A 23,784-nucleotide genomic window follows, 5' to 3' on the forward strand; every position below is an offset into this window, starting at 1 on the left:
TTTAATGTATCCAAGACAAGAAAAGCGGAACGATAACTAAACTAGCGCCTGCTGTTAAAAGCATGGATAAACTTGCAATTGTTCCTTCCACAGGACCGATTTCGAATGCTTTTGATGTACCGGTTCCATTTGCGCTCGTTCCTAACATAATACCTTTTGCAATTGCTGTTTTAATACGGCAAATACGTATGAGAGAAGGGCCGAGCAATGCTCCTGTTAAGGCAGTTAAAACGACAAATACAGCAGTTAATTGTGACATACCACCAATCATTTCTGAAATAGCCATTGCGATTGGTGTTGTTACGATATGTGGCGCTAAACTATGTTCTAGTGATGAATCAATTTGAAAATAATTTGCTAGTAGTGCTGAAGTAATGACTGATAAAAACGAACCGACAATGACATTAAGTAAGATAGCCATTCCATGTTTCTTTAATAAATCAAAGTATTTATAGATTGGCCATGCAAAAGCAACTGTTGCGGGTTTTAATAATTCAGTTAACCAGTGACCACCAGATTCATATGTTTCATAAGGTGTATCTAATCCGAGCAATAAAGCAATTAAAATAATGGGACAGACGAGAAGAGGAGAAAGTAGGCTCCAATTCCAGCGTTGATACATTTTTTTTGATAGCCAATATGTGAATAGTGTTAATAGTAAACAAAAAAATCCGATCATTGCGTTGATCCTTTCCGCTTTAGTAGCAATTCTGTTAAAAGTCCTGTAACTAAGGTAACGCAAAGAGTGCTAATCATAATAATTAAAATGAGATCGATTCCATATTGTGTTAGTGTATCTCTGTAACGTATGACAGCGACTGCAGAAGGGATGAAAAATAAAATAAGTTCTTTTAATAAAAAATCTGCTCCGTCCTGTATCCATTCTTTTTTAACTAGGTTAAATTTTAATGAAATTAATAATAAAAAAATACCGATTATACTTCCTGGAACTGGGAGGTGTGCCTGTTTTGCAATCCATTCACCTGTCCAAGCGAAACAAAATAGTAATAAAATTTGTCCGCTTAACTTCCACCATTTCATACAGTAACCACCTCTTTCTTTTTTTACATAAAAATTGTAAAAAAGAATTAACAATTTCTACTATACGTTCATTCAAAATATTTGTCTAATATATAAATTATATGTTATTAATATATAAGACATATTAATCGAAAGTGAAAAGGGTGTCCAAAAATGGAATTACGGCATTTGCAATATTTTGTTGTTGTGGCAGAAGAGTTACACTTTGGACGGGCGGCTGCTCGTTTACAAATGACACAACCACCACTTAGTCAACAAATACAGCAATTAGAAAAAGAAATGGGAGTTACATTATTTTCAAGAACGAAAAGAAAGGTTGAACTAACAGAAGCAGGAGAAATGTTTTTAAAAGAAGTAAAAAAGGCGTTTGAACAAATTGAAAAAGCAGTAGAAGTTGCACAAAGTGCGCAAAGGGGAGAAGTAGGATCACTTTCAATTGGTTTTGTAGGTGCGGCGATATATGATATTTTACCATCAATTGTTAGGGAATATAGAAAAAAATTTCCGAGAGTGTCTGTTGCATTACATGAATTGTCAACACCAGATCAAGTTCATGCACTTCATGATAACCGTATCGATATTGGCTTTTTACGTCCACCAATTCCAACGCAATTATTAGAATTAGAGCCAATTCAAAGGTTATCATGCACCTTATGTTTACCAAAGGCACATCCACTTGCAGAGAAAGATGAAATACATATAGAAGATTTACGAGATGAGCCGTTTGTATTTATTACGAGACCAGTATGGCCAGCTTTGTATGATACAATTTTATCTCTTTGCAGAGAAGTTGGATTTAGTCCGCGTATTGTACAAGAAGCAACAGAGTATCAAACAGTTATGGGGCTTGTAGCAGCAGGGATTGGAATTACAGTAATACCCGTGTCGGCAAATAAGTTATATAAAACAGAAGTTGTATATAAAGAGTTATATGATTCTAATTTTGTTGCAGAAATGTCAGTGGCTTACAAAAAAATGAATAGTAATCCAGAGCTGCTAGAGTTTTTAAAAATTGCAAGAGAGAAGAAAAGAATAGAAGTAGAAGATGAATAATAGTAGTAACAGAATATGGATTTAATTCAAATCCATAAAAGTACACCTTATTAAACAATAAAGCAGAAATGCAACTTAAGTTGCATTTCCGCTTTATTGTTCTTTTTTTAGCTCGATACTAAATAGATAAACGTGTTCATTTTCTTTTAAGAGTAGATCAATACCTGTTTCTTCATCAATGATAGGAACGCTTACAGTTTCTTTACTGGTTTGGATTACAGCAGCTAAAATTGTTTTTTGATTGTATTTTAAATTTTTTATAGATTGGATTGTAGTAATTGCAGAGCTATTTACGCTTGGTGGCGCTTCTTCAGGAACAAGTGTTGAACCACCATTAATATTAATATACCATTCCCCTTTTTCTTGTACATCTTCATTAAAGTGGGGGTATGGCGATATGAAAGAGAGTTTTATTTTCTTTTCTAGAAAATGTGAGGTAGAAATGTAAGCGATTTCTTTTGTTTTTTTACCATTGTTATAATAATCAATTGTAGCATTTATTTCATCTTTATCATTTTTAAGCGTAACGTTATAAAACATGCTATTTCCTTCTTGAAAAGGAGTCATTTGTAAAATAGAAGCTTGCTCTTTTGTTAATTTGTATGGCTCAACAATGGCAACTTCATTGTTTTTTAGTTGGCTACAACTTGTGAGTAATAATAAAGACAAGATTGATAGTAATTTTATACGCATGCAATCTCCTCCTTTTTACAATTATATTTTAGATGTGATTTTTTTATCATTTCGTTTTCTAGGACTAAAGACTTAGAAGAAATTCCGATTGTAGTGCGATGTTTAAAATGTCACATTTTTATACACTAGTAGTATAGAATGCGTATGTAATAAGGTAGGGGAAGAATTTTATGTCTTTATGTCGGTTAGCGAGAAAAAATATTAGAACATTTGCTACCAAAAGGATGAAGCAATTTATGTGGATTGCTATGAGTACTATGATTTTGTTTTTTATGATATCGTTACAATTTAATGAAGGAGCCATTTGGAAAGTAGGGGATACATTTGTATTTCGAATGTATTTTTACACACTGTTTATTGTACTAATTTTCATATGTATTTTTACTACATATAAAATGATGTACTCCCTTTTGCTAGTGAGGAGGGAGGAGTTTACATCTTATGTAGCAGAAAATATAAAAAGAAAAGAAGTACTATGTTTATTATGTCAGGAGCAATTATTCATTTATGGAGCAGCATTTGTTTTCGGATTAATTAATGGGATGCTATTTTTGAAATTATTCACGGTTATCTTTATGAAAATCGCAGGGATACAAGGAGTAAATAGTGCGCCAATTACAATATATGCAGTTGTAATTATTAGTATAATTATGATGACTGTCGTTTTAATAACGATGATGCAATGTTATCGATTTGTTCGAAGTTTAAAAGATGAAAATTCGTTGCGATTAAAAGAAAGGGCATGAGAAATCATGCTTTTTTCTATTTTACACATAAAAATAATCATGTTACAGTGAAAAGACCTGACAAAGAATGGGAAGGAAAGGTTGTATAGAATGACAAATGAACAATCAATTGTAAAAGTCGATCGGTTAACGAAGCGAATCGGCTCAAAGACACTTGTACAAAATATTAGTTTTGAAGTGAAAAAAGGCGAGGTTGTCGGTTTACTCGGACCAAACGGTGCTGGAAAAACGACTTTAATGAGAATGATGGTTGGTATGATCCGTATGACAGAAGGTGAAGTATGGATTGATGGTCAATCTGTGAAACAGCAATTTGAAAAAACCGCTGCGAAAATTGGGGCGGTAATTGAGACACCCGAATTTTATCCTTTTTTGAGCGGGTATGAAAATTTAACATATTTCGGACGAATGAATGGTAATGTGACCGAAGAGCGTATCGATGAAGTAGTGAAATTGTTAGGAATGGGACAAGTAATTAATCGTAAAGTAAAAGCATATTCACTCGGCATGAGACAACGTTTAGGAATCGCTCAGGCGCTTATTCACGATCCGGATGTGTTGGTACTAGATGAACCGACGAATGGATTAGATCCTAGTGGAATACATGAAATGAGAATGTACATAAAAAAAATTGCACACGAACAAGGAAAAGCTGTACTTGTATCGAGTCACTTACTTTCAGAAGTTGAATTAATGTGTGACAGAGTTATCATTATTCAGCACGGGGAATATGTGACTACGCAAAATATTCAGCATAGTCAAAGTGAAGAGATGGAGACGATCCGTATACGTGTAGATGATGCGAATAAAGCAGCGGAAATGTTAGGGCATGATGTTTTAGTAAAGGATAATGAATTAATTATTAACGTAAAAGATGAAGAAATCCCAAATGTTATTCGTACATTGCTTGAGAAAAATATTCAAGTGTATCGTGTATATGAAGAAAGAAAAACGTTAGAAGAGCAATTTTTAGAATTAACAGGGGGAAAAGATATTGTTTAATTTAGTATATAACGAACTGTATAAAATATTTAAGCGGAAGCGAACGATTATTCCATTTGCAGTTATTGCAGTATTAATAATCGGATTAGGATGGGTTACGGTAAAGTATTTTGAACCGGAAACAAAAGGATGGAAAGTAGATTATACAGAACGTACTGTAGAAATTGAGAAAAAGCTTGGTATGAAAAAAGAAGCTATTTTAGCAGAAAAATCAGGGGATGAGCTTGTAAAAGAATACCAGCTTAAGATGAAGCATTTAGATACGGATACAGCACCGGCAAGCAGTTCTCCACTTTCTTTCATGAGAGATACAGGTTTTATCGTATTTCCAATTTTGCTTCCATTTATCCTCGTGTATGCAAGTACAATTTTTGCGAATGAATATAGCTGGGGAACATATAAATTTTTAACAATCCGTCCGGCGAGTCGATTTAAAATTTTAACAGCAAAGTTTTTAGCAATTGTTATATTTGCAGCTTTATTATTTATATTTAATATGATTTTCTCCGCTTTATGTGGACTTGTTATTTATAAATTCCAACAGCCTGCATGGAGTGAGTTTATTTTCCAAGATGGAAATATAATAAAACAAAATATTTTTGTAGAAGCAAGTAAATATTATGTTTTATCGTGGTTACCAACGGTTGTGTATGCATCGTTTGCATTTATGATTTCTGTGTTAACGAGATCTAGTGGAGGTGCAATTGGTATTTCACTATTCCTTGCTTTATCAGGCAATATTGCGTTATTAGCAGCCACTAGATATAACTGGGCGAAATATTTATTGCCAGCAAACACAGATTTATATAGTATTTCAAAGAATGGAAGTTTTATTGATGGAGTAACATTCCCGTTTGCATCATGTATGTTACTACTTTATTTGTTCGTATTTTTATGTATTTCATATACTGTGTTTTTAAAACGTGATTTAACTTAATTAGAAAAGCCGTTCAGGGTGCTGAGGTGCACTTTGAACGGCTTGTTTTATGAGAATTGTTTAAGTGCTCTTTCGGCTAGTAAAGCAAAGTATTCTGCACTTATAGGCAGTGCCTCTTCATTAATTGTAAAAGCAGGATGATGCCATTCATGTGTACCGCTCGTTCCCATAAAGACGAATGAACCTGGTATTTCCTGTTGGTAAAATGAAAAATCTTCTCCAGCCATTGACGGACTAGGTAAGATGATATTAAGATTCATCTTTGTGGCAACTTGAGTAGATAAGTCTGTAAGAGCTTTATCGTTGTGAACAGCAGGAGGACCTGAAAAAAAACGGAATTCCGTTTTTACACCTAATGCATCAGATACACCTTTAATAATACGCTCCATGAGTGCTGGGATCTTTTCACGTGTTTCAGCTTGGAACGTGCGAATAGTTCCTTCTAACGTAGCTTTTTCAGGAATCACGTTCCACGTATTTCCTGCATGAATATTTGTAACACTAACAACCGCATTATGAGATGAACTTATATTTCGGCTTACAATTGTTTGCAGTGCCATCACAATTTGAGAGGATGCGACAATAGGATCTACACCAGCATCTGGTACAGCCGCGTGTGTACCAACTCCGTGAATTTCAATTTCAAATCGATCAACTCCGGCCATCAGTGGACCATCTTTAATGCCAATTGTACCTACTGGTAAATCAGGTTTATTATGCATGCCGAAAATCGCTTGCACATTACGTAAATGTCCAGCATCAATAACTTTGCAAGCGCCATTACTACTTTCTTCAGCTGGTTGGAATATGAAGCGAACCGTTCCATTTAGGGAAGATTCTCTTTCTTTTAATAAGAAAGCAGTACCTAAAATAGCAGCTGTATGAAAATCGTGTCCACAAGCATGCATTTTCCCTCGTACTTTAGATGCATAGGACAAATGTGTTTCTTCTTGAATAGGAAGGGCATCAATATCAGCACGAACTGCTACAATTGGCCCGTTTTTATTACCAGACACTTCAGCGATAATTCCTGTTTCTAAATTGGAATCAATGATAGTAATGTTTTTTTCTTCTAACCAATTTTTTATTGCCTTTGTTGTTTCGAACTCTTCATATGATAGTTCTGGATACTCATGTAAATGTCGACGGATGGAAATAAGTTTTTCTTTTAGTTGATTTGAAATAGATACCATGTAGTATGCCTTCTTTCTTCAGCAAAATATTTACCATAAGTATACAACAATAAAAGAGAGGATTCTCAAATGAAAATCCTCTCTCGTTTATCCCATAAAAGCCCGATTGGTTCAACTAATTAAAGTTTCACTTTATGCTGCGACTTTTTTATGCGTATGATGTTTGCGATAACGTCCACGCATTGCGTATGCAATTTGCGGGATTGCAATCCCAATTAATATAAGTGATACACCGAACCATTGTGAAGATAGTACAGCCTCTTTTAAAACGAATACTGACATAATTGTTGTAACTGGTAGTTCCGCTGCACCAAGAATAGTCGCTAAGCCAGAACCGATTTTTGGAATCCCGATTGTAAAGGCAATAGATGGAATTACGATACTAAATGTTCCTAATCCTAAACCGTATTTCCAAAGACCTTGAGAAATCGCACCATTAAAAATAAATGTTGGTGGAAATACAATCATGACTAAAGTTAAAGCACCAGTCATTAAGAGAACACCGCGCGGTAATGAAGGTACTTCAACAGCAACTTTTCCGCTCACGAAAATGTATGTTGCGAATGTAACAGCAGATAATAAACCTAAAATGATTCCAGTCGTATCGAAAGCACCTGCTGATTGTTCTAGTAAACCACTTGATAAAAATGTCCCTACAAGTAAGAAAATAACAGAAATAACTTTTTCTCTTGAAGGTAATATTTTTGTTGCGACTGCTTCAATGATAATTCCGACCCAAACGAATTGGAATAAAAGAATAATTGCAATAGAAGCTGGTACAGTTTTTAATGAAGCATAATAAAAAATTCCGGTAAAACTTGCAGATGTTCCTGCAACGAATAAAAGTAATGCTTGCTTTAAAGGAACGCGATGTCTAGAAAATAGAAGTGTAATAGCAAGCAAAATAATCCAACCGAACAAATATTGGCTGCCAATTACCTCTCCAAGTGAAAATCCTTCTGCATATGCAAGCTTAACAAAAATAGCTAAAATTCCATAACTACACGCTCCTAATAAAACTAAAAGAGAATAACGAAGCATGAAAAATTCCTCCCATCTATATGAAGTTGTTCCGTATCGAAAATATATAACTAGAGGGAAGTATACAAAATTAGAAATAAAGGGTCAAATGAAAGAAAAGTATGACATTTTATAGAATAATAATAAAAGTATGATATTTATGCATAATCTTGAAATTATTAATAGTAGAAGTATTATAAAATCAACTTTGCATTGTATAGAGACAGCATTTGAAAAAAATATTTTTTAAACCAATATGTATATAGACGTACTAGTAGCGTGCTAATTATTTGAGAAACTATGTTACCTTTGTTATGTTAATAACAATTAAAGAAGTTTCATAATGCATTTGATTTTTTTCTATATAATAGAAGGAAATGAAAACGTTTTATTAGAAACTGTGAGGAAGTATGGTTTTTCTTATTACCACGTTGTAAAAGTGATTTCACGAATTGTTCATAGTATTTTTATGTGTTTTTGTTACAATATTTAGGGAGAGGAGTGGAATGATGCAAGATATTAGTATTTTTTTAGCGTTTGGCGCCGGGTTCTTATCATTTATTTCCCCATGTTGCTTACCGCTTTATCCGGCATTTTTATCGTACATAACAGGTATGTCGGTTTCTGAATTGAAAGAAGAAAATGCAATGCTTCGCAAAAGAAGTATGATACATACAGCGTTTTTCTTACTTGGATTTTCAATTATATTTATTGCAATTGGATTTGGTACAAGTTTTATTGGAGGAATCTTTACTGACTATAAAGATTTAATCAGACAGTTAGGTGGTATCTTTATCATCGTGTTCGGTTTAATTATTGTCGGGGTGTTTAAGCCGAAATTTTTAATGCAAGACCGTAAATTTACATTTAAAAATCGTCCAAGTGGCTATTTTGGATCAGTACTAATTGGATTAGCTTTTGCAGCAGGGTGGACGCCATGTACCGGACCAATTCTAGTGTCCGTAATTGGATTAGCAGCAACAAATCCAGAATCAGCAATGATATACATGATTGCTTACATACTTGGATTTGCAATCCCGTTTTTCGTACTGTCATTCTTTATTACGAAAATGTCTTGGATTAAAAGAAATAGTATGGCCTTCATGAAAGTCGGAGGATACATTATGATTGTTATGGGTGTCTTCTTATACTTTAACTGGATGACGAAAATTATCGTATATTTCTCAAGTTTATTTGGTGGTTTTACCGGTTTTTAGTATTATTCTGCGAAAATGTTGGAAATACTAACGGAAAAGCATATAATGAAAGTATATTTTGCATATAGCCACAAAAAAGGATGAGAAAATATGAACATAGTTGTTTTATCCAGTATCGTTGCTGTTTGTATGGCTGTCGGTGCGATGTTTATTCGTTTAAAAGCAGCTAAGAAACCTGCAACATTGAAAAAAATTATACTTCCACCATTTTTTATGAGTACGGGCGCATTGATGTATGTTTTTCCTGAATTTCGATTAACTCCAGCAGAAATGTTAGAAGCAATTGGTGTCGGTTTGATTTTCTCTATTTTTCTTATTAAAACATCTAAGTTTGAAATTAGAGGACAAGAGATTTATTTGAAGCGTTCAAAAGCCTTTGTTTTTATATTAATTGGATTACTTGTCGTGCGGATTGTATTTAAAACATACTTAAGCCAATCTCTTGATTTAGGACAACTTAGTGGCATGTTCTTCTTACTTGCGTTTGCGATGATTGTGTCATGGAGAATTGCAATGTATCGTTCCTTTACGAAATTACAGAAGGAAATGGAAAAAGAAGATGGTTTTTATAATGAAAAAGATATGAAGCTAACTTAAAAACTGTATATGTACCAAATAAAAAGACAGCGTCAAAGGCGCTGTCTTTTTTATCGAAAATAATATGAAGTTACTTTGCGAGTAAAGATTGATAGTTAGAATAATCAATCTTTTTTTCTTGTAGTTTTTTAATTAAAAATTTATGATCACGCTTTGGTGTGGCAATGATATATCCTTTAATAATTAAGTCTTGTGTAATTTGAGAGGCATTTTCTTGTAATGCAAGTTCCCCGATTTTTCCAGCGATCTTTGATTTTGCAACATCGCGAAATAGTTCTGGAACAGGACTTACAAGCTCTTCTAGCAATTGTTTTTGTTCGTCAGCCCATAAATGTCTCGTTTTATTTATGTAGTGTTCTTCCCAATCTAAAATGGACATGCCGTCTTCTTTCGGTAATCGTTTCAAAAATTTTCTGAACATAAAGTATCCACCGATAGACATAAGCCCTAATAAAATAATCGTCCATAATACAATGAACCAACTGAACCATCCTTCGAGCAAGCATATCCCCCCTTAATGATAGCGGTTTTCTTTTATTCATATTATATACAGTGAGATTCATAGAAAGCAAGAACGCTTGGTCATTTTGACCAAGCGTTATAGTTTAAACGAAGTATAGTTGTTCAACACATAAATTATTATTATCGTCTTCAACATACTCAATAATAAGTGTGCCAACTTTACGATCTTTATCTTCAGTTGTGAAAATAGAGTAAGAAGTAAAACGTGTTTTTGATAGGCCGCTTATATGTGTAGGTAAAGAAATGTAGTCGTTATCGCGGAAGAATTCCATCAGTTCAATATCCTCAAATTCTTTTCGGTCAACTTGTTTGTTTGTATAGCGGCGTTGAAGTTGTTTTAAAGACTCATTCCAAGAAATTGCTTTTGTGTCGTATACCATTGTTCTATCTCCTTACTGTATGTAATCATTAAGAACATACGTTCTAATCTAGTATACTCTTTTTATTCGAAAAGGGAAAGCAAAAAATAATGTAAGCTTGGATTTCCAAGCTTACATTATTGATGCGTCCGTCATAATCTCTATTTTTTATTATAAGTTAGATAGGAATAAGAAACAAGATGATATATATAATGTTGAGAGTTTTAAAAATTCTGTATATTATAGGTGTACTAAAGTGTAAGGGAATGAGAGGTATGGTATACGTAATTTCACTGCAAGGGCCGATGGCTAGCGGAAAAACAACATTGGCTAAAAGGTTAGAGAGATGTGGGCTTTCGGTTATATATGAAAATCCTTATCCAATTGTAGAAAAGCGAAAGCAATTAAATTTGGATATGAATTCAAAAGAAGGGTTTATCATAAATCAAAAAATGTTTATCGAAGCAAAAATAAAGGAGTTTCAAAATGTGAAAGGTTCAGTCGTTATTTTTGATCGTGGACCTGAAGATATTGAATTTTATACACTTTTTTATCCAATGATTATAGGGAAAGAGTGGGATATAGAAACTGAATTGAAAGATGAATTATATAAATTAAGAGAATGCCGTTCGGATGCGATTTTTTACTTAGATGTTACGAAGAAGAATGTATATGATAGAAAAAATAATGATAGAACAAGAAACAGAAGTACGTTTGAGGAGCAATTTAAATTAGTAGAAACTGAAAAAGACTGGTATAAACAATTTCCAGTAACTTATGTGGACACGAATAGATTAACAGTGGCCGATTTAGAGGTATATTTTATGGACTGGTTAAAGGAGAGAGAGCTATGAAAAAAATACTTTTATTTGTATACCCAACATTTGCAGAGTTTGAAATAACAGTAGCAACGGCATTGCTGAAAACGAAGTATGAAATCATAACAGCGGGCTTAACAAAAGAATTGATTATAAGTGAAACTGGGTTGCAAGTGCAGCCGCATATAGAAGTAAGTGAAGTACGTGTAGATGAGTATGAGGGGATACTTATTCCAGGTGGAGAAGAAGTACAGTTGGAAGATGCAAAATCTCTTTTTTCAATTATTCGTCAATTTCATGAACAAGAAAAATTAGTGGCGGCAATTTGCGCTGGACCGTTTGCGCTAGCAAAAGCGGGCTTATTTAAGGGGATTTCTTATACCGCGACTATAGATTATCAAAAGTTCGATTGTTTTCCAATAGAAAATTTCGTGTATAAAGAAGTTGTGCAACACTCAAATATCATTACAGCACAAGGGCATGCATTTGTACCATTCGGAATAGCAATTGCCTCTTATTTTGGAGTGGCAGACGAACATAATACCAATTTTTATGGTGGTAAAGGCAATGTAGTAATGGAGAAACTTTTACGAGAAAACGTGTAAAAGCTAGCAAATGCTAGCTTTTTTCTTTTTGACATCGATAAATGGCTAACGTTTTTGGGTCACGCCATATACCGTTATGAAGTGACAATTCATTTTCTACTTCTTCTTTTAGCCATACCTTCATTTCCGCGTGAAGGTATGTATGATCAGGTATATTTAGCGACGGAAACATGCTAGAAATATAGTTTACAATCGGAGTAGCATGATGAAAAACGAGAGCATTATGAATAACTGTTTCTTCAACAGTTGGAAAAACAGATTGTAATATCTCTTTACCGTTTTCTAAACAAAATGGAGTGACTGATGATGTTGTTTTCGGTAAATCAAATGCGTCTAACATGCGGTTACACATTTCAACTATACGAGGTAGTGTAACGCTAGAATTTGTTGTAGCTAAAAGTGAGCCGCCGGGACGAATTACTTTATGGAATCCTTGAACTGTTTTTTCAACATCTTTCATGTGATATAACATATGTCTTGCGATTATTAGGTCATAATAATTTGTTTCGAAAGGGAGTTTACTAGCATCCCCTCGTTTCCATTCTATTAAGTTATTTGTCTTAGCAGCCTCAGCAAGCATAGCTTCGGATTGATCCAATCCGGTTAATGGGCCTTTATGACCATTTGTTTGTAAAAGGGAAAGGAATTTTCCACTAGCACATCCAACCTCTAATATGTTTTCTTCCCCTTGAAGTTGTAAATGTTTAATGACAATCGTATCTAAATCTACGTGTTTTTCTTCGTAATGTACATGTGTGTCTATGCGTGTTTGTAAATGGTTGCTAACGTTATATTGACGTTTTACATCATTCATTTTTTCACATTCCACCTTCGTGCAAAATTGCTGAATCGCATGTGTTAATACGTCGGTTTTCTTTAAACCTTCGTAATGGAGTGCAGCTTCAAACCTTTCAAGTAATTTTTCTTCAATTCGAAAATGAATATCTTTTCGCTTCGTCATTGAAATCTCGCCCCTTTGCATCTGTTAGTGAGACTATAGCACGATTGGAAAAATTGTGTAAATAATTTGTGTACACAATATGGAGGGGATGAAAAAATTGTTTGAATGTGAGTTTAAACTATTGACGATTTAACCGTTTTCATATATTCTTAAATTAAGTAATATTCAAATAATTCAAAAGAAATGAGAGAGTCACATGCTTCTTCAAGGAACACATCGAATTGGTCGTATGGCCATGCTGTTGGCACTTGCGGATGAGAATGAAAGCCCTGTATTATCCATTCCAAAAGGTTGGAAGTATTGTACGGGGAAAGTGGGTTCGATGAATTCGCAAAAGGTTGTCGCAGCAATGGAAACAGCGGCTAAGAGCAACCAAGTTATTGAAACAGACGTTTACAGAGAAACACATGCACTTTATCATGCAATTATGGAAGCTTTGTACGGAGTGACGAGAGGTCAAATTCAGTTAGCAGACGTTCTTCGTACAGTAGGACTTCGTTTTGCGATTGTGCGCGGTACACCATACGACGGAAAAAAAGAAGGCGAATGGGTTGCTGTTGCATTATATGGAACGATTGGTGCACCTGTAAAAGGATCTGAGCATGAGGCGATTGGTTTAGGAATTAATCACATATGATTTGCCCATAGTCTATTAGTTAGAAGGGGGCCTTACTTTTTTAGGACAGAAGTCTGTCTTAAAAAGATAAGGTCCCCTTTTGCCTTTTTAAGGAGGAAAAATGATGATTACGTTAACAGGACATACATTGACAGTTGAAGAAATGAAGAGGTTATTACTTGAAGGAGAAGGTGTAACAGCTTGTCCAACTAGTATGCAAAAGGTAGCAGAATGCCGCGAAGTAGTTGAGAAAATCGTAGAAGACGGAAAAGTCGTTTACGGTATTACAACTGGATTTGGAAAGTTTAGTGATGTGCTTATCCAAAAAGATGATGTAAAGGCACTTCAACATAATTTAATTCAGTCACATGCATGCGGGATTGGTGATCCATTCCCTGAAGAAGTATCGCGCGGAATGTTAATTTTACGAGCAAACACGATGCTTAAAGGAGTATCAGGCGTAAGGCCGCTCGTTGTAAATATGCTTCTTGAGTTTGTAAATCGTAAAATCCACCCAGTCGTTCCGCAACAAGGTTCACTTGGTGCGAGTGGAGATTTGGCACCTTTATCTCATCTTGCGCTCGTATTATTAGGCGAAGGTGAAGTGTTCTATAAAGGGAAAAGAGTTCATGCAATGGTTGCTCTTACAGAAGAAGGGCTTGAGCCAATTGAACTTGAAGCGAAAGAAGGTCTTGCATTAATTAATGGTACGCAGGCGATGACAGCGCAAGGAGTTCTTTCTTATATAGAAGCAGAAGCAACGGCGTATCAAGCTGAACTAATTGCTTCGATGACAATTGAAGGGTTACAAGGCATTATTGATGCATTTGATGAAAATGTTCATAAAGCACGTGGTTATAAAGAGCAAGTGGATGTAGCAAGCAGAATTCGTGACATTCTTCATGATAGTAAGTTAACAACAAAACAAGGAGAACTACGTGTACAGGATGCCTATTCACTTCGTTGTATCCCGCAAGTACACGGTGCTTCTTGGCAAGTTTTGAATTATGTGAAAGAAAAATTAGAAATTGAAATGAATGCCGCAACAGATAATCCGCTAATCTTTGATGGCGGGGAAAAAGTAATTTCAGGTGGTAATTTCCACGGTCAACCGATTGCGTTTGCGATGGACTTCTTAAAAGTAGGAATGGCGGAACTTGCAAATATTTCGGAGCGCCGTATTGAGCGTTTAGTAAATCCGCAATTAAATGATTTACCACCATTTTTAAGTCCAGAACCAGGACTGCAGTCAGGTGCAATGATTATGCAGTATGCTGCAGCGTCACTTGTTTCTGAAAATAAAACGTTAGCACATCCGGCGAGTGTAGATTCAATTCCGTCTTCTGCTAACCAAGAAGATCATGTAAGTATGGGAACAATTGCTTCACGCCATGCTCATCAGATCATTCAAAATGCAAGACGTGTTCTTTCAATTGAGATGATTTGTGCAATGCAAGCAGCAGAATATCGTGGTATTGAAAACATGAGTACAGTGACGAAGAGCTTCTACCATCAAGGTCGTCAGCAAGTGCCATCTATTAAAAATGACCGTATATTCTCAACGGATATTGAAAATATTGCGCATTGGTTAAAAACGAATTATTCGATAAAAGAAAGATTAGATGTAAACGCAGCACTATAAAATGAGAAAAGGGAGAGATTGAAATGGAAAAAGTACAACAAACAATTCGCGCGCCAAGAGGTACAGAGTTACAAACGAAAGGTTGGGTGCAAGAAGCAGCACTTCGAATGTTAATGAACAATTTAGATCCTGAGGTAGCTGAAAAACCAGAAGAATTAGTTGTATATGGTGGAATTGGCCGTGCAGCTCGTAACTGGGAAAGCTACAATGCAATCGTAGATTCATTAAAAACGTTAGAAAGCGATGAAACGTTACTTGTTCAATCAGGAAAACCAGTTGCCATTTTTAAATCACATGAAGACGCGCCGCGTGTTCTGTTAGCGAATTCAAACTTAGTACCAAAATGGGCGAATTGGGATCACTTCCGAGAACTAGAGAAAAAAGGTCTTATGATGTACGGACAAATGACAGCTGGTAGCTGGATTTACATTGGAACACAAGGGATTCTACAAGGAACATATGAAACATTTGGTGAAGCAGCTCGTCAACATTTTGAAGGTTCATTAAAAGGTACATTAACACTTACTGCTGGTTTAGGTGGTATGGGTGGTGCACAACCTCTTGCTGTAACGATGAATGGCGGTGTTGTCATTGCTATTGATGTAGATAAGCGTAGTATCGATCGTCGTATTGAAAAGAGATATTGTGATAAGTATACAGAATCATTAGAAGAAGCATTGGCTATTGCAAACGAGTATAAAGAGAAGAAAGAGCCTATTTCAATTGGATTATTAGGCAATGCAGCAGAGATTTTACCTGAGTTAGTAAATCGTAATATTATCCCTGACTTAGTTACGGATCAAACATCTGCTCATGACCCATTAAACGGTTATATTCCAGTAGGTTATACGTTAGAAGAGGCAGCGAAACTTCGTGAAGAAGATCCAGAACGTTACGTACAATTATCAAAAGAAAGTATGACAAAACATGTAGAAGCAATGCTTGTAATGCAAGAAAAAGGCGCAATTACATTTGATTATGGAAATAACATTCGCCAAGTTGCTTTCGATGAAGGCTTGAAAAATGCATTCGATTTCCCAGGATTCGTTCCAGCATTTATCCGTCCATTATTCTGTGAAGGAAAAGGACCGTTCCGCTGGGTAGCACTTTCTGGTGATCCAGAAGATATTTATAAAACAGACGAAGTAATTTTACGCGAGTTCGCTGATAATGAACATTTATGTAACTGGATTCGTATGGCTCGTCAGCAAGTTGAATTCCAAGGCCTTCCATCACGTATTTGTTGGTTAGGTTACGGTGAGCGTGCAAAATTTGGTCGCATCATTAATGAAATGGTGGCAAATGGTGAATTATCAGCACCAATCGTAATCGGTCGTGACCATTTAGATTGCGGATCAGTAGCATCTCCAAACCGTGAAACAGAAGCGATGAAAGACGGTAGTGATGCAGTAGCAGACTGGCCAATTTTAAATGCATTAATTAACAGTGTAAACGGTGCAAGCTGGGTGTCTGTTCACCACGGTGGCGGCGTTGGTATGGGGTATTCACTTCACGCTGGAATGGTTATCGTTGCAGATGGAACAGAAGCAGCAGCAAAACGTATTGAGCGCGTATTAACTTCTGACCCTGGTATGGGTGTTGTTCGTCACGTGGATGCTGGATATGACTTAGCTGTGGAAACTGCGAAAGAAAAAGGCGTTAACATTCCAATGATGAAATAAGGAGGAGAAAACATGCTGGACACTTTACTAATAAATATCGGTCAATTACTAACAATGGATCAAGAAGATGGCTTGTTAAGACGGGAAGCGATGAACACGCTTCCTGTTATCGAAAACGGTGCGGTTGGAATTGAAAACGATGTAATTACTTTCGTTGGAACAGCGGAAGAAGCGAAAGGATTACAAGCGAAAGAAGTTATTGATTGCGGCGGGAAAATGGTTTCTCCTGGTCTTGTTGACCCGCATACTCATCTTGTATTTGGTGGATCTCGTGAAAATGAAATCGCACTAAAATTACAAGGAGTTCCGTACTTAGAAATTTTAGAACAAGGCGGAGGCATTCTTTCGACTGTAAATGCAACGAAACAAGCATCGAAAGAAGAACTTGTTCAAAAAGCGAAATTCCATTTAGACCGTATGTTATCTTTCGGAGTTACAACTGTAGAAGCGAAGAGTGGTTACGGATTAGATGATGAGACGGAATGGAAACAATTAGAGGCAACTGCACAATTACAAAAAGAGCATCCGATCGATTTAGTTTCCACATTTTTAGGTGCTCATGCAGTTCCGAAAGAATATAAAGGTAGATCAAAAGAGTTTTTACAATGGATGTTAGATTTATTGCCAGAAATGAAAGAGAAGCAATTGGCTGAGTTCGTCGATATTTTCTGTGAAACAGGTGTGTTCTCTGTCGAAGAGTCAAAAGAGTTTTTACTAAAAGCGAAAGAGCTTGGCTTTGATGTGAAAATTCATGCAGATGAAATTGACCCTCTTGGTGGTGCGGAAGCTGCTGCTGAAATCGGTGCAGCATCAGCAGATCATTTAGTTGGCGCTTCTGATAAAGGAATTGAAATGCTTGCAAACTCGAATACAGTAGCAACTCTATTACCAGGAACGACTTTCTATTTAAATAAAGAAAGCTTCGCTCGCGGTCGTAAAATGATTGATGAAGGTGTTGCAGTTGCATTAGCTACAGACTTTAACCCAGGTAGCTGTCCAACTGAAAACATTCAGCTTATTATGAGCATTGCAATGCTAAAACTGAAAATGACACCAGAAGAAGTTTGGAATGCCGTAACAGTTAACTCATCTTATGCCATTAACCGTGGTGATGTAGCTGGGAAAATTAGAGTTGGTCGTAAGGCAGATTTAGTGTTATGGGATGCTTACAATTATGCTTACGTACCGTACCATTATGGCGTAAGTCATGTAAATACAGTATGGAAGAATGGGAATATTGCATATACAAGAGGTGAACAATCGTGGAGCACGGCCACTATTTAAAGAAAAATGCAAAGTTTATTGATCGTGAAGTGACGAAATGGAGTGAAATGATTAAAGATTGGGAGGAAGGTGTAGAAATATTCGGTGCTGCCTTAATTGGAGCACCCCTTTCTAAACCATCTATTAGTCATTCAGGTGCATGTTTTGCGCCAAAAACAATTCGTGCGATGTTAGATGCATATAGTACATACGCAATTACAGAAGAACACGATATGAAAGAAAGTGTTCTGTATGATTGCGGTGATATTACGATGCATGTGACGGATATAAAAGAAAGTCATAGCCGAATTGCGAAAACAGTTGGTCATGTAACGAAAGTAAATCCGAACATGATACCAATCGTACTTGGTGGTGACCACTCAATTAGTTTTCCGAGTATAACAGGATTTGCAAATAGTAAAGGGAAAATCGGTATTATTCAATTTGATGCTCATCATGATTTACGTAATTTAGATGATGGTGGTCCATCAAATGGTACACCGTTCCGTAGTTTGCTAGAAAATGATGTCATAACAGGAAAACAACTCGTTCAAATCGGCATTCGTAATTTTTCAAATGCACGTGCGTACCATGAATATGCAAAAGAACATGGCATAACAGTGTATACAATGAAAGACGTACGAGAGCGAGAAATAAAAGATATTATCACGGAAAGTATTGAAGTACTAAGAAAACAAGGTGTGACTTCTATTTATATTTCTCTTGATATGGATGTACTAGACCAAGCGTTTGCACCAGGTTGTCCAGCAATTGGCCCTGGTGGGATGGATAGTACTACTTTACTTGATGCAATTGAATTTCTTGGTAAAGAGCCACTCGTTCAAGGGATGGATATAGTAGAAATTGATCCAACTCTTGATTTTAGGGATATGACGAGTAGAGTAGCTGCGCAAGTGATTATGAGTTTTCTTTTAGCGCGGGAGACGATTCGTAAGCAGGTTAGTATATAGACGGAAAAGTAGATCTTTATTTATGCCTTATCAAAAACACATCACTACTTAAATGTAGTGATGTGTTTTTGTGTTAAAAGAGAATGAATGTGTGTGGAACCGTTAATGGAATTGCGGTTTTTATAGTGTATTGTGTAAATTTAATTTCTTGCTTCTGAAGTATTGACGTGTAAAATAATTTTGTGATAAAATAAAAATTTTGCTAAAAAAATGAATGTGTGTTAAGCTTAAGAAGGTTACCATATATGGAGGTGGATTATTTGTTTCAAATTGGCGATAACATTGTTTATCCAATGCAAGGAGCAGGTATAATTAAAGCCATAGAAGAGAAAGAAATCGCAGGAAAAAAACAACAATATTATGTTATAAAAATGTCGGCTAATAATATGGAAATAATGATTCCTGAAGGCAAAATATTGAACTCAAATATACGACCAGTTACAGATATCAAGGCATTACTACACATAATAGATATTTTTTTGCATGGGGAATCAGATAGATTACTTACGTGGAAACAAAGGTATAAAGTGAACACTGATAAAATAAAAACGGGTAAAATGCAAGAAGGTGCTGAAGTTGTGCGTGATTTAATGCGTATACAGAAAGAAAAAGCACTTAATGCAAGCGAAAAGAAAATGTTAGATAACGCACATGAATTTTTGATTAGTGAACTTGGATTAATTGAAGGTATCACAGAAAATCAAATAAAAAGCTTTTGTTAAGGTTCATTACAAATAATGTATTGCATCCCAAAAAAGATCTTGAATTTTTTGGGAACATAATTATAGGCAATCAATCATTTCAAAGACATTCAACTCTTTCAAACCACTTTTAAAGCATTAACCTCTTTTGTTATTACTACAATCAAATCCATTTTTATTTTAAATTTCTTTTACGAATGTTCGAAGTTTAATTCAATACTTCGATAAAATAGTTACTTGATTTTTGCAATCCTGATTCACACTGGCACGGACGAGGAGCCGTAAGGATGAAAGAGAGGTAGGGCTTTCATTGTTTTAGGTATATAAGTTATTATTTTTAGAAGAATACTGAACCATTTTCACTTCTATTGATAAGGGATTCTTTATATTAAAGAGATAAACAAATTGACAGCCATATATGATTAACTAAAAAAGGTTTTCTACTAAGGAAACCTTTTTAATTTTATTTATAGCATTCTATTTTTTTGATATTCGAATGTTTTATGGCAAAGTCGTATAAATTGACGTTACTATTTAAAAGTAAGTATGATGCGAATATAGTTAGAATTTTTAAGGGGGAAGAAAAATGGCAAGTTCAAATAATAAAGCGGCAAGTATTTATGAGGGAACAAATGTAAACGCTGGGGGATCTTTTGAAAACATTGAAGAAACGAAGTTGTTTAATCCGATTCAAATTGGGTCTTGGTCTCTTCAGAATCGCATAGTGATGGCGCCGATGACGAGATGCTTTGCAAATAATGAGACTGGTGTAGTTGGTGCTGATGTAGTTGAGTACTATAGAAAGCGTGCTGCGGATGGAGTTGGACTAATTATTACAGAAGGAATTGTCATTAGCCGGAGAGCGAAAGGGAATCCAGGAGTACCAGGGATTTATACGCAAGAACAAATCGATTCGTGGAAGCCAGTTACAGAGGCAGTACATAAAGAAGGCGGGACGATTATTGCCCAAATATGGCATGTTGGGCGTATGAGTCATCATGAAATAATTGGTGGTCAATTGCCACAAGCACCGTCTGCTATTGCTGCAGAAGGGAATGTTCCGCGTTTTCGTAAACCGTTTGATACACCAGAAGCATTGACGTTAGAAGAAATAGAAGAAGTTATTGGTCAATACGCACAAGCTGCGAAAAATGCAATCGAAGCTGGGTTTGATGGAGTAGAAATTCACGGTGCACACGGATATTTAATCGATCAATTTACGTATGAGTTTGCGAATAAGCGAACAGATAAATATGGTGGTGATTTAAAACAAAGGTTAACGTTTATGAAAGAAGTAACGGCGGCTGTAATAGAAGCTGTTGGAGCTAATAAAACACTTCTTCGTTTCTCTGCTTTCAAAGGTGATAATCCTACTTATATGTGGGAAAATCCTGAGTTTGCAATTGAAACGTTCATAAATATGTTTAAAGAGGTTGGGTTAACGATGATCCATCCTTCAACGATGAATTATACGCAAGAGATTGCTGATGGAAAGAATTTTCATCAACTAGTAAGAAAATATTGGGATGGTACGATTGTTGGGGTTGGTAATTTAAATCCGAAAGAGGCCGAAGAAGCGTTGCAAGAAGGAACGATTGATGTAGCGGCATTCGGAAGACCGTTAATTGCTAATCCAGACTTTGTTCATCGAATTAAACACGCTGAAAGTTTAGTTGAATATGACGCGAAAGAGCATCTTGCTACGTTAGTATGAATAAAGATAAAAGGAGAGCACATCGAGTGTTCTCCTTTTATTATGGAATTTCATAGGGGGAAGCGGGATGAGTGAAACGCTACTCGTTATTATTAGTATATTACTATTTTTAATGTTGCTTTTAATCGTCTTTTTTATCATTACATTTTTTATAAAAAAACGAACACACCATTCTATTTTAAAATTACATCCGTACTTAGGAAGAATGCGCTACTTACTGGAAAAGATAGGGCCTGAATTTCGACAATATTGGTTTGATCATGATACGGATGGAAAGCCTTTCTCACGTTATGATTTTCAAAGTGTTATGTTTTTAGCGAAATATCGCTCTGAAATACTTGGTTTTGGATCAAAACGAGATTTTGAAGCTTCTGGATATTATATTGCTAATACATTATTTCCGATATTAACTGAGGAATTAAGTGTGAATCTCACGCAAGAGCGGGAAGGTAAAAAGTACGTGATTCATAAAGAAGGGTTATTTTCAAGAAGAGAAAAATTGACAGCGGATACAACGAATCTTTGGCTGTACGAAGAAGATGATGCAATTATAGTCGGTGAGAACCGTAAATATCCGTGGAAGCTACATGGCATGTTTGGTGCATCTGCGACTTCTTACGGTGCGATTGGAGAAAATTATATTTTAGCGAGTGGTTTTGGAGCAAAAATGGCAGGCGGATCGTGGATTAATACGGGTGAAGGTGGCGTTATTCCAGAACATTTACATACAGGAGCGAATATCGTTGCGCAAATTGGTCCAGGGTTATTTGGATACCGTGATGAAGACGGTAATTTTTCAATGGGAAAATTTATGGAGAAAGCGAAAGAAAGTAATATTAGAGCATTCGAATTGAAATTTGGGCAAGGTGCTAAAATACGTGGTGGTCATTTAGAGGGACAAAAAGTAAATGAGAAAATTGCTTTTGTTCGCAACGTCCGAAAGGGAGAGACGATTAATTCACCGAATCGATTTTCATTTTTAAAGAATGCAGCGGATACACTTTGTTTTATTCAACAGTTGCAAGAAAACAGCGGTAAACCAGTTGGAATGAAAATTGTAATTGGTCAGCAGGAGCCTTTGGAAGATTTAATAAAAACAATGAAAGAACTAAACATTTACCCAGATTTTATTACAATCGACGGTTCAGAAGGCGGGTCAGGGGCAACGTATAAATCGATGGCAGATTGTATGGGACTGCCGCTTATTCCAGCATTACTTACATTTATCGATACAGCAAACCATTATGGTGTCCGTAACAAGTTTAAAGTATTTGCAGCGGGTAAATTAATCACACCAGATAAAGTGGCGATTGCTTTAGCGATTGGGGCGGATGCTGTAAGTTCAGCCCGTGGGTTTATGATGGCAAGTGGCTGTATTATGGCCCTTCAATGTAATTCTGGTCAATGTCCATCTGGTGTAGCCACGACGAATCCGCATTATCAAAAAGCGTTAGATCCGTATGAGAAGAAGTGGCGAGTCATGAATTATATTATTAGTATGAGATATAGTTTATTTTCATTAGCGGCAGCGGCGGGAGTGAAGAGCCCGCGCCATTTAACTAGAGAGCATATTGTGTTTAAAGACGAGGTGGGGAGAGTAGTTCCTCTTTCGGAATTGTTTCCTATAGTAAATCAAACCTAAAAGTATATTTGATGTGTAAGATTTTTTAGAGGAATAATTATATTTTTGGAAAAATTAGGAGTATAATAGGGGAGTATTTTTGAAAATGACTATTTTTAGGGAGAGATTCACTTGCAGCAAGGTTCGTACAGTATTACAATTTTTTTACTCGTCATAGGGCTCGTTATATTTAGACGCATGCGCTCTATGAATCGACCAATTAATAATAAAGGAAGACGACTACTATTGCCATTATTCTTCTTATTACCAGGTTTTTCTTTATACGCAGCACCGATACAACTTGCTGGTTGGCAAATTGGTATAGCTGCTGGGATCGGACTGTTATTGTCAATTCCACTTATTATTTTAAGTGGGTATGAAGTCAGAGAAGATGGGCAAATTTATGCAAAAAAAAGTATCGCTTTTATTGCTACATTTTTAGTTATCGTTCTTTTACGTGCTTATTTTAGAAGACATTTACAAGGTTTAGATCCAAAGTCAATCGGCATTCTTTTCTACACTCTTGCGGTTTGTTATATAGTACCTTGGCGTATTGGGTGCTATATGAAATTTCGGAAAGTATATGTAGAGAAAGAGAAATTTGCGATGCCAATAAGCTAAAAGTCATACATTTGTATGGCTTTTTTAATTTAAAATGAAATGAGTAACTTATTGACAATGAAAAATAAGTAACTTATAATAAATATTAAGTTCGAGATAAATAACATTTTAAATCAAGGTTTATTATGATTATAGATTGAACAAATATTTTTTTGAGTATTATCTCGAATTCGAGATAATTTCTATAGG

26 protein-coding genes are annotated in these 23,784 nt (G+C 35.6%); 18 read left to right on the plus strand and 8 right to left on the minus strand.

Annotated elements, in window-relative coordinates; all coding sequences use genetic code 11:
- Position 1 precedes the first annotated feature (1 nt).
- The gene (locus ACTJJY_RS25850; protein ID WP_098286403.1) at positions 2-679 is read right to left on the minus strand and encodes an LrgB family protein; all 678 of its coding nucleotides are present in this window, start codon (positions 677-679) and stop codon (positions 2-4) included.
- Positions 676-1,041 carry a CidA/LrgA family holin-like protein gene (locus ACTJJY_RS25855; protein WP_000872365.1) on the minus strand — a complete coding sequence of 122 codons (366 nt, stop codon included), beginning with the start codon at positions 1,039-1,041 and terminating at the stop codon, positions 676-678. The genes ACTJJY_RS25850 and ACTJJY_RS25855 overlap by 4 nt, the downstream gene beginning before the upstream one ends.
- A 153-nt stretch (positions 1,042-1,194) precedes the next feature.
- Here ACTJJY_RS25855 and alsR point away from each other — a divergent pair, with 153 nt between their 5' ends.
- A complete protein-coding gene (alsR, locus tag ACTJJY_RS25860) occupies positions 1,195-2,094 on the plus strand; it encodes an acetoin biosynthesis transcriptional regulator AlsR (RefSeq protein ID WP_000423234.1) in 900 nt (299 codons plus the stop codon).
- A gap of 93 nt (positions 2,095-2,187) precedes the next feature.
- On the opposite strand, the gene ACTJJY_RS25865 is transcribed toward alsR, so the two are convergent.
- The gene (locus ACTJJY_RS25865; protein ID WP_440606939.1) at positions 2,188-2,787 is read right to left on the minus strand and encodes a histidine kinase; all 600 of its coding nucleotides are present in this window, start codon (positions 2,785-2,787) and stop codon (positions 2,188-2,190) included.
- A gap of 170 nt (positions 2,788-2,957) precedes the next feature.
- On the opposite strand from ACTJJY_RS25865, the gene ACTJJY_RS25870 reads away from it, so the two are divergent.
- The 3 genes from ACTJJY_RS25870 (at position 2,958) to ACTJJY_RS25880 (ending at position 5,472) form a co-directional block, all read left to right on the plus strand.
- Positions 2,958-3,533 (plus strand): ABC transporter permease, encoded by a 576-nt coding sequence (locus tag ACTJJY_RS25870; protein WP_440606940.1) that lies wholly within the window; start codon positions 2,958-2,960, stop codon positions 3,531-3,533.
- A gap of 90 nt (positions 3,534-3,623) precedes the next feature.
- The gene (locus tag ACTJJY_RS25875; protein ID WP_440606941.1) at positions 3,624-4,535 is read left to right on the plus strand and encodes an ATP-binding cassette domain-containing protein; all 912 of its coding nucleotides are present in this window, start codon (positions 3,624-3,626) and stop codon (positions 4,533-4,535) included.
- Positions 4,528-5,472 carry an ABC transporter permease gene (locus ACTJJY_RS25880; protein WP_000482759.1) on the plus strand — a complete coding sequence of 315 codons (945 nt, stop codon included), beginning with the start codon at positions 4,528-4,530 and terminating at the stop codon, positions 5,470-5,472. The genes ACTJJY_RS25875 and ACTJJY_RS25880 overlap by 8 nt, the downstream gene beginning before the upstream one ends.
- A gap of 47 nt (positions 5,473-5,519) precedes the next feature.
- Here ACTJJY_RS25880 and ACTJJY_RS25885 read toward each other — a convergent pair whose 3' ends face one another.
- Positions 5,520-6,665, minus strand: a complete 1,146-nt coding sequence (locus ACTJJY_RS25885; RefSeq protein ID WP_440606942.1) for a M20 peptidase aminoacylase family protein — start codon at positions 6,663-6,665, stop codon at positions 5,520-5,522.
- A 132-nt stretch (positions 6,666-6,797) separates the two neighbouring features.
- Positions 6,798-7,706, minus strand: coding sequence for an EamA family transporter (locus ACTJJY_RS25890; RefSeq protein ID WP_440606943.1), 909 nt, complete (start codon positions 7,704-7,706; stop codon positions 6,798-6,800).
- A 322-nt stretch (positions 7,707-8,028) separates the two neighbouring features.
- Here ACTJJY_RS25890 and ACTJJY_RS25895 point away from each other — a divergent pair, with 322 nt between their 5' ends.
- From ACTJJY_RS25895 to ACTJJY_RS25905, 3 genes are all read left to right on the plus strand, one after another.
- On the plus strand, positions 8,029-8,178 hold the full coding sequence (locus ACTJJY_RS25895; RefSeq protein WP_071731654.1) for a peptidase T: 150 nt from the start codon (positions 8,029-8,031) through the stop codon (positions 8,176-8,178).
- A gap of 16 nt (positions 8,179-8,194) precedes the next feature.
- Positions 8,195-8,902 (plus strand): cytochrome c-type biogenesis protein CcdA, encoded by a 708-nt coding sequence (ccdA, locus tag ACTJJY_RS25900; protein ID WP_001152676.1) that lies wholly within the window; start codon positions 8,195-8,197, stop codon positions 8,900-8,902.
- A 90-nt stretch (positions 8,903-8,992) separates the two neighbouring features.
- The gene (locus ACTJJY_RS25905) at positions 8,993-9,499 is read left to right on the plus strand and encodes a CcdC family protein (protein WP_001028640.1); all 507 of its coding nucleotides are present in this window, start codon (positions 8,993-8,995) and stop codon (positions 9,497-9,499) included.
- 70 nt (positions 9,500-9,569) lie between these two features.
- On the opposite strand, the gene ACTJJY_RS25910 is transcribed toward ACTJJY_RS25905, so the two are convergent.
- On the minus strand, positions 9,570-10,001 hold the full coding sequence (locus ACTJJY_RS25910) for a DUF2621 domain-containing protein (RefSeq protein WP_213747024.1): 432 nt from the start codon (positions 9,999-10,001) through the stop codon (positions 9,570-9,572).
- 103 nt (positions 10,002-10,104) lie between these two features.
- The gene (locus tag ACTJJY_RS25915; RefSeq protein ID WP_000262400.1) at positions 10,105-10,401 is read right to left on the minus strand and encodes a hypothetical protein; all 297 of its coding nucleotides are present in this window, start codon (positions 10,399-10,401) and stop codon (positions 10,105-10,107) included.
- Positions 10,402-10,655: 254 nt separating this feature from the next.
- On the opposite strand from ACTJJY_RS25915, the gene ACTJJY_RS25920 reads away from it, so the two are divergent.
- Together ACTJJY_RS25920 and ACTJJY_RS25925 are read left to right on the plus strand one after the other, a co-directional pair.
- Positions 10,656-11,234 (plus strand): AAA family ATPase, encoded by a 579-nt coding sequence (locus tag ACTJJY_RS25920; protein ID WP_440606944.1) that lies wholly within the window; start codon positions 10,656-10,658, stop codon positions 11,232-11,234.
- Positions 11,231-11,803 (plus strand): DJ-1/PfpI family protein, encoded by a 573-nt coding sequence (locus ACTJJY_RS25925; RefSeq protein WP_440606945.1) that lies wholly within the window; start codon positions 11,231-11,233, stop codon positions 11,801-11,803. Before ACTJJY_RS25920 ends, ACTJJY_RS25925 begins: the two co-directional genes overlap by 4 nt.
- Before the next feature lie 13 nt (positions 11,804-11,816).
- On the opposite strand, the gene ACTJJY_RS25930 is transcribed toward ACTJJY_RS25925, so the two are convergent.
- Positions 11,817-12,764 (minus strand): class I SAM-dependent methyltransferase, encoded by a 948-nt coding sequence (locus ACTJJY_RS25930; protein ID WP_440606946.1) that lies wholly within the window; start codon positions 12,762-12,764, stop codon positions 11,817-11,819.
- Positions 12,765-12,960: 196 nt separating this feature from the next.
- Between ACTJJY_RS25930 and hutP the strand changes: the two genes are divergently transcribed.
- From hutP to ACTJJY_RS25975, 9 genes are all read left to right on the plus strand, one after another.
- Positions 12,961-13,401, plus strand: coding sequence for a hut operon transcriptional regulator HutP (hutP, locus tag ACTJJY_RS25935; RefSeq protein ID WP_000926516.1), 441 nt, complete (start codon positions 12,961-12,963; stop codon positions 13,399-13,401).
- Between the two features lie 103 nt (positions 13,402-13,504).
- On the plus strand, positions 13,505-15,022 hold the full coding sequence (hutH, locus tag ACTJJY_RS25940; protein WP_100910069.1) for a histidine ammonia-lyase: 1,518 nt from the start codon (positions 13,505-13,507) through the stop codon (positions 15,020-15,022).
- A gap of 23 nt (positions 15,023-15,045) precedes the next feature.
- Entirely contained in the window at positions 15,046-16,704 is a 1,659-nt protein-coding gene (gene hutU / locus ACTJJY_RS25945) for a urocanate hydratase (RefSeq protein WP_023522768.1), read from the plus strand.
- A 12-nt stretch (positions 16,705-16,716) separates the two neighbouring features.
- Positions 16,717-17,988 (plus strand): imidazolonepropionase, encoded by a 1,272-nt coding sequence (gene hutI, locus ACTJJY_RS25950; protein ID WP_071714694.1) that lies wholly within the window; start codon positions 16,717-16,719, stop codon positions 17,986-17,988.
- Positions 17,967-18,938 carry a formimidoylglutamase gene (gene hutG / locus ACTJJY_RS25955; RefSeq protein ID WP_440606947.1) on the plus strand — a complete coding sequence of 324 codons (972 nt, stop codon included), beginning with the start codon at positions 17,967-17,969 and terminating at the stop codon, positions 18,936-18,938. Before hutI ends, hutG begins: the two co-directional genes overlap by 22 nt.
- Before the next feature lie 260 nt (positions 18,939-19,198).
- On the plus strand, positions 19,199-19,660 hold the full coding sequence (locus tag ACTJJY_RS25960; protein WP_175056340.1) for a CarD family transcriptional regulator: 462 nt from the start codon (positions 19,199-19,201) through the stop codon (positions 19,658-19,660).
- Between the two features lie 565 nt (positions 19,661-20,225).
- A complete protein-coding gene (locus ACTJJY_RS25965; protein WP_440606948.1) occupies positions 20,226-21,353 on the plus strand; it encodes an alkene reductase in 1,128 nt (375 codons plus the stop codon).
- A gap of 67 nt (positions 21,354-21,420) precedes the next feature.
- Positions 21,421-22,995 (plus strand): glutamate synthase-related protein, encoded by a 1,575-nt coding sequence (locus ACTJJY_RS25970; RefSeq protein ID WP_440606949.1) that lies wholly within the window; start codon positions 21,421-21,423, stop codon positions 22,993-22,995.
- Between the two features lie 111 nt (positions 22,996-23,106).
- Complete coding sequence (locus ACTJJY_RS25975; RefSeq protein WP_440606950.1) at positions 23,107-23,595, plus strand: CcdC protein domain-containing protein; 489 nt, start codon at positions 23,107-23,109, stop codon at positions 23,593-23,595.
- Positions 23,596-23,784: the final 189 nt, after the last annotated feature.

The sequence above is a fragment of the Bacillus sp. 22475 genome (genome assembly GCF_052044835.1).
Classification (GTDB): Bacteria; Bacillota; Bacilli; order Bacillales; family Bacillaceae_G; genus Bacillus_A; species Bacillus_A cereus.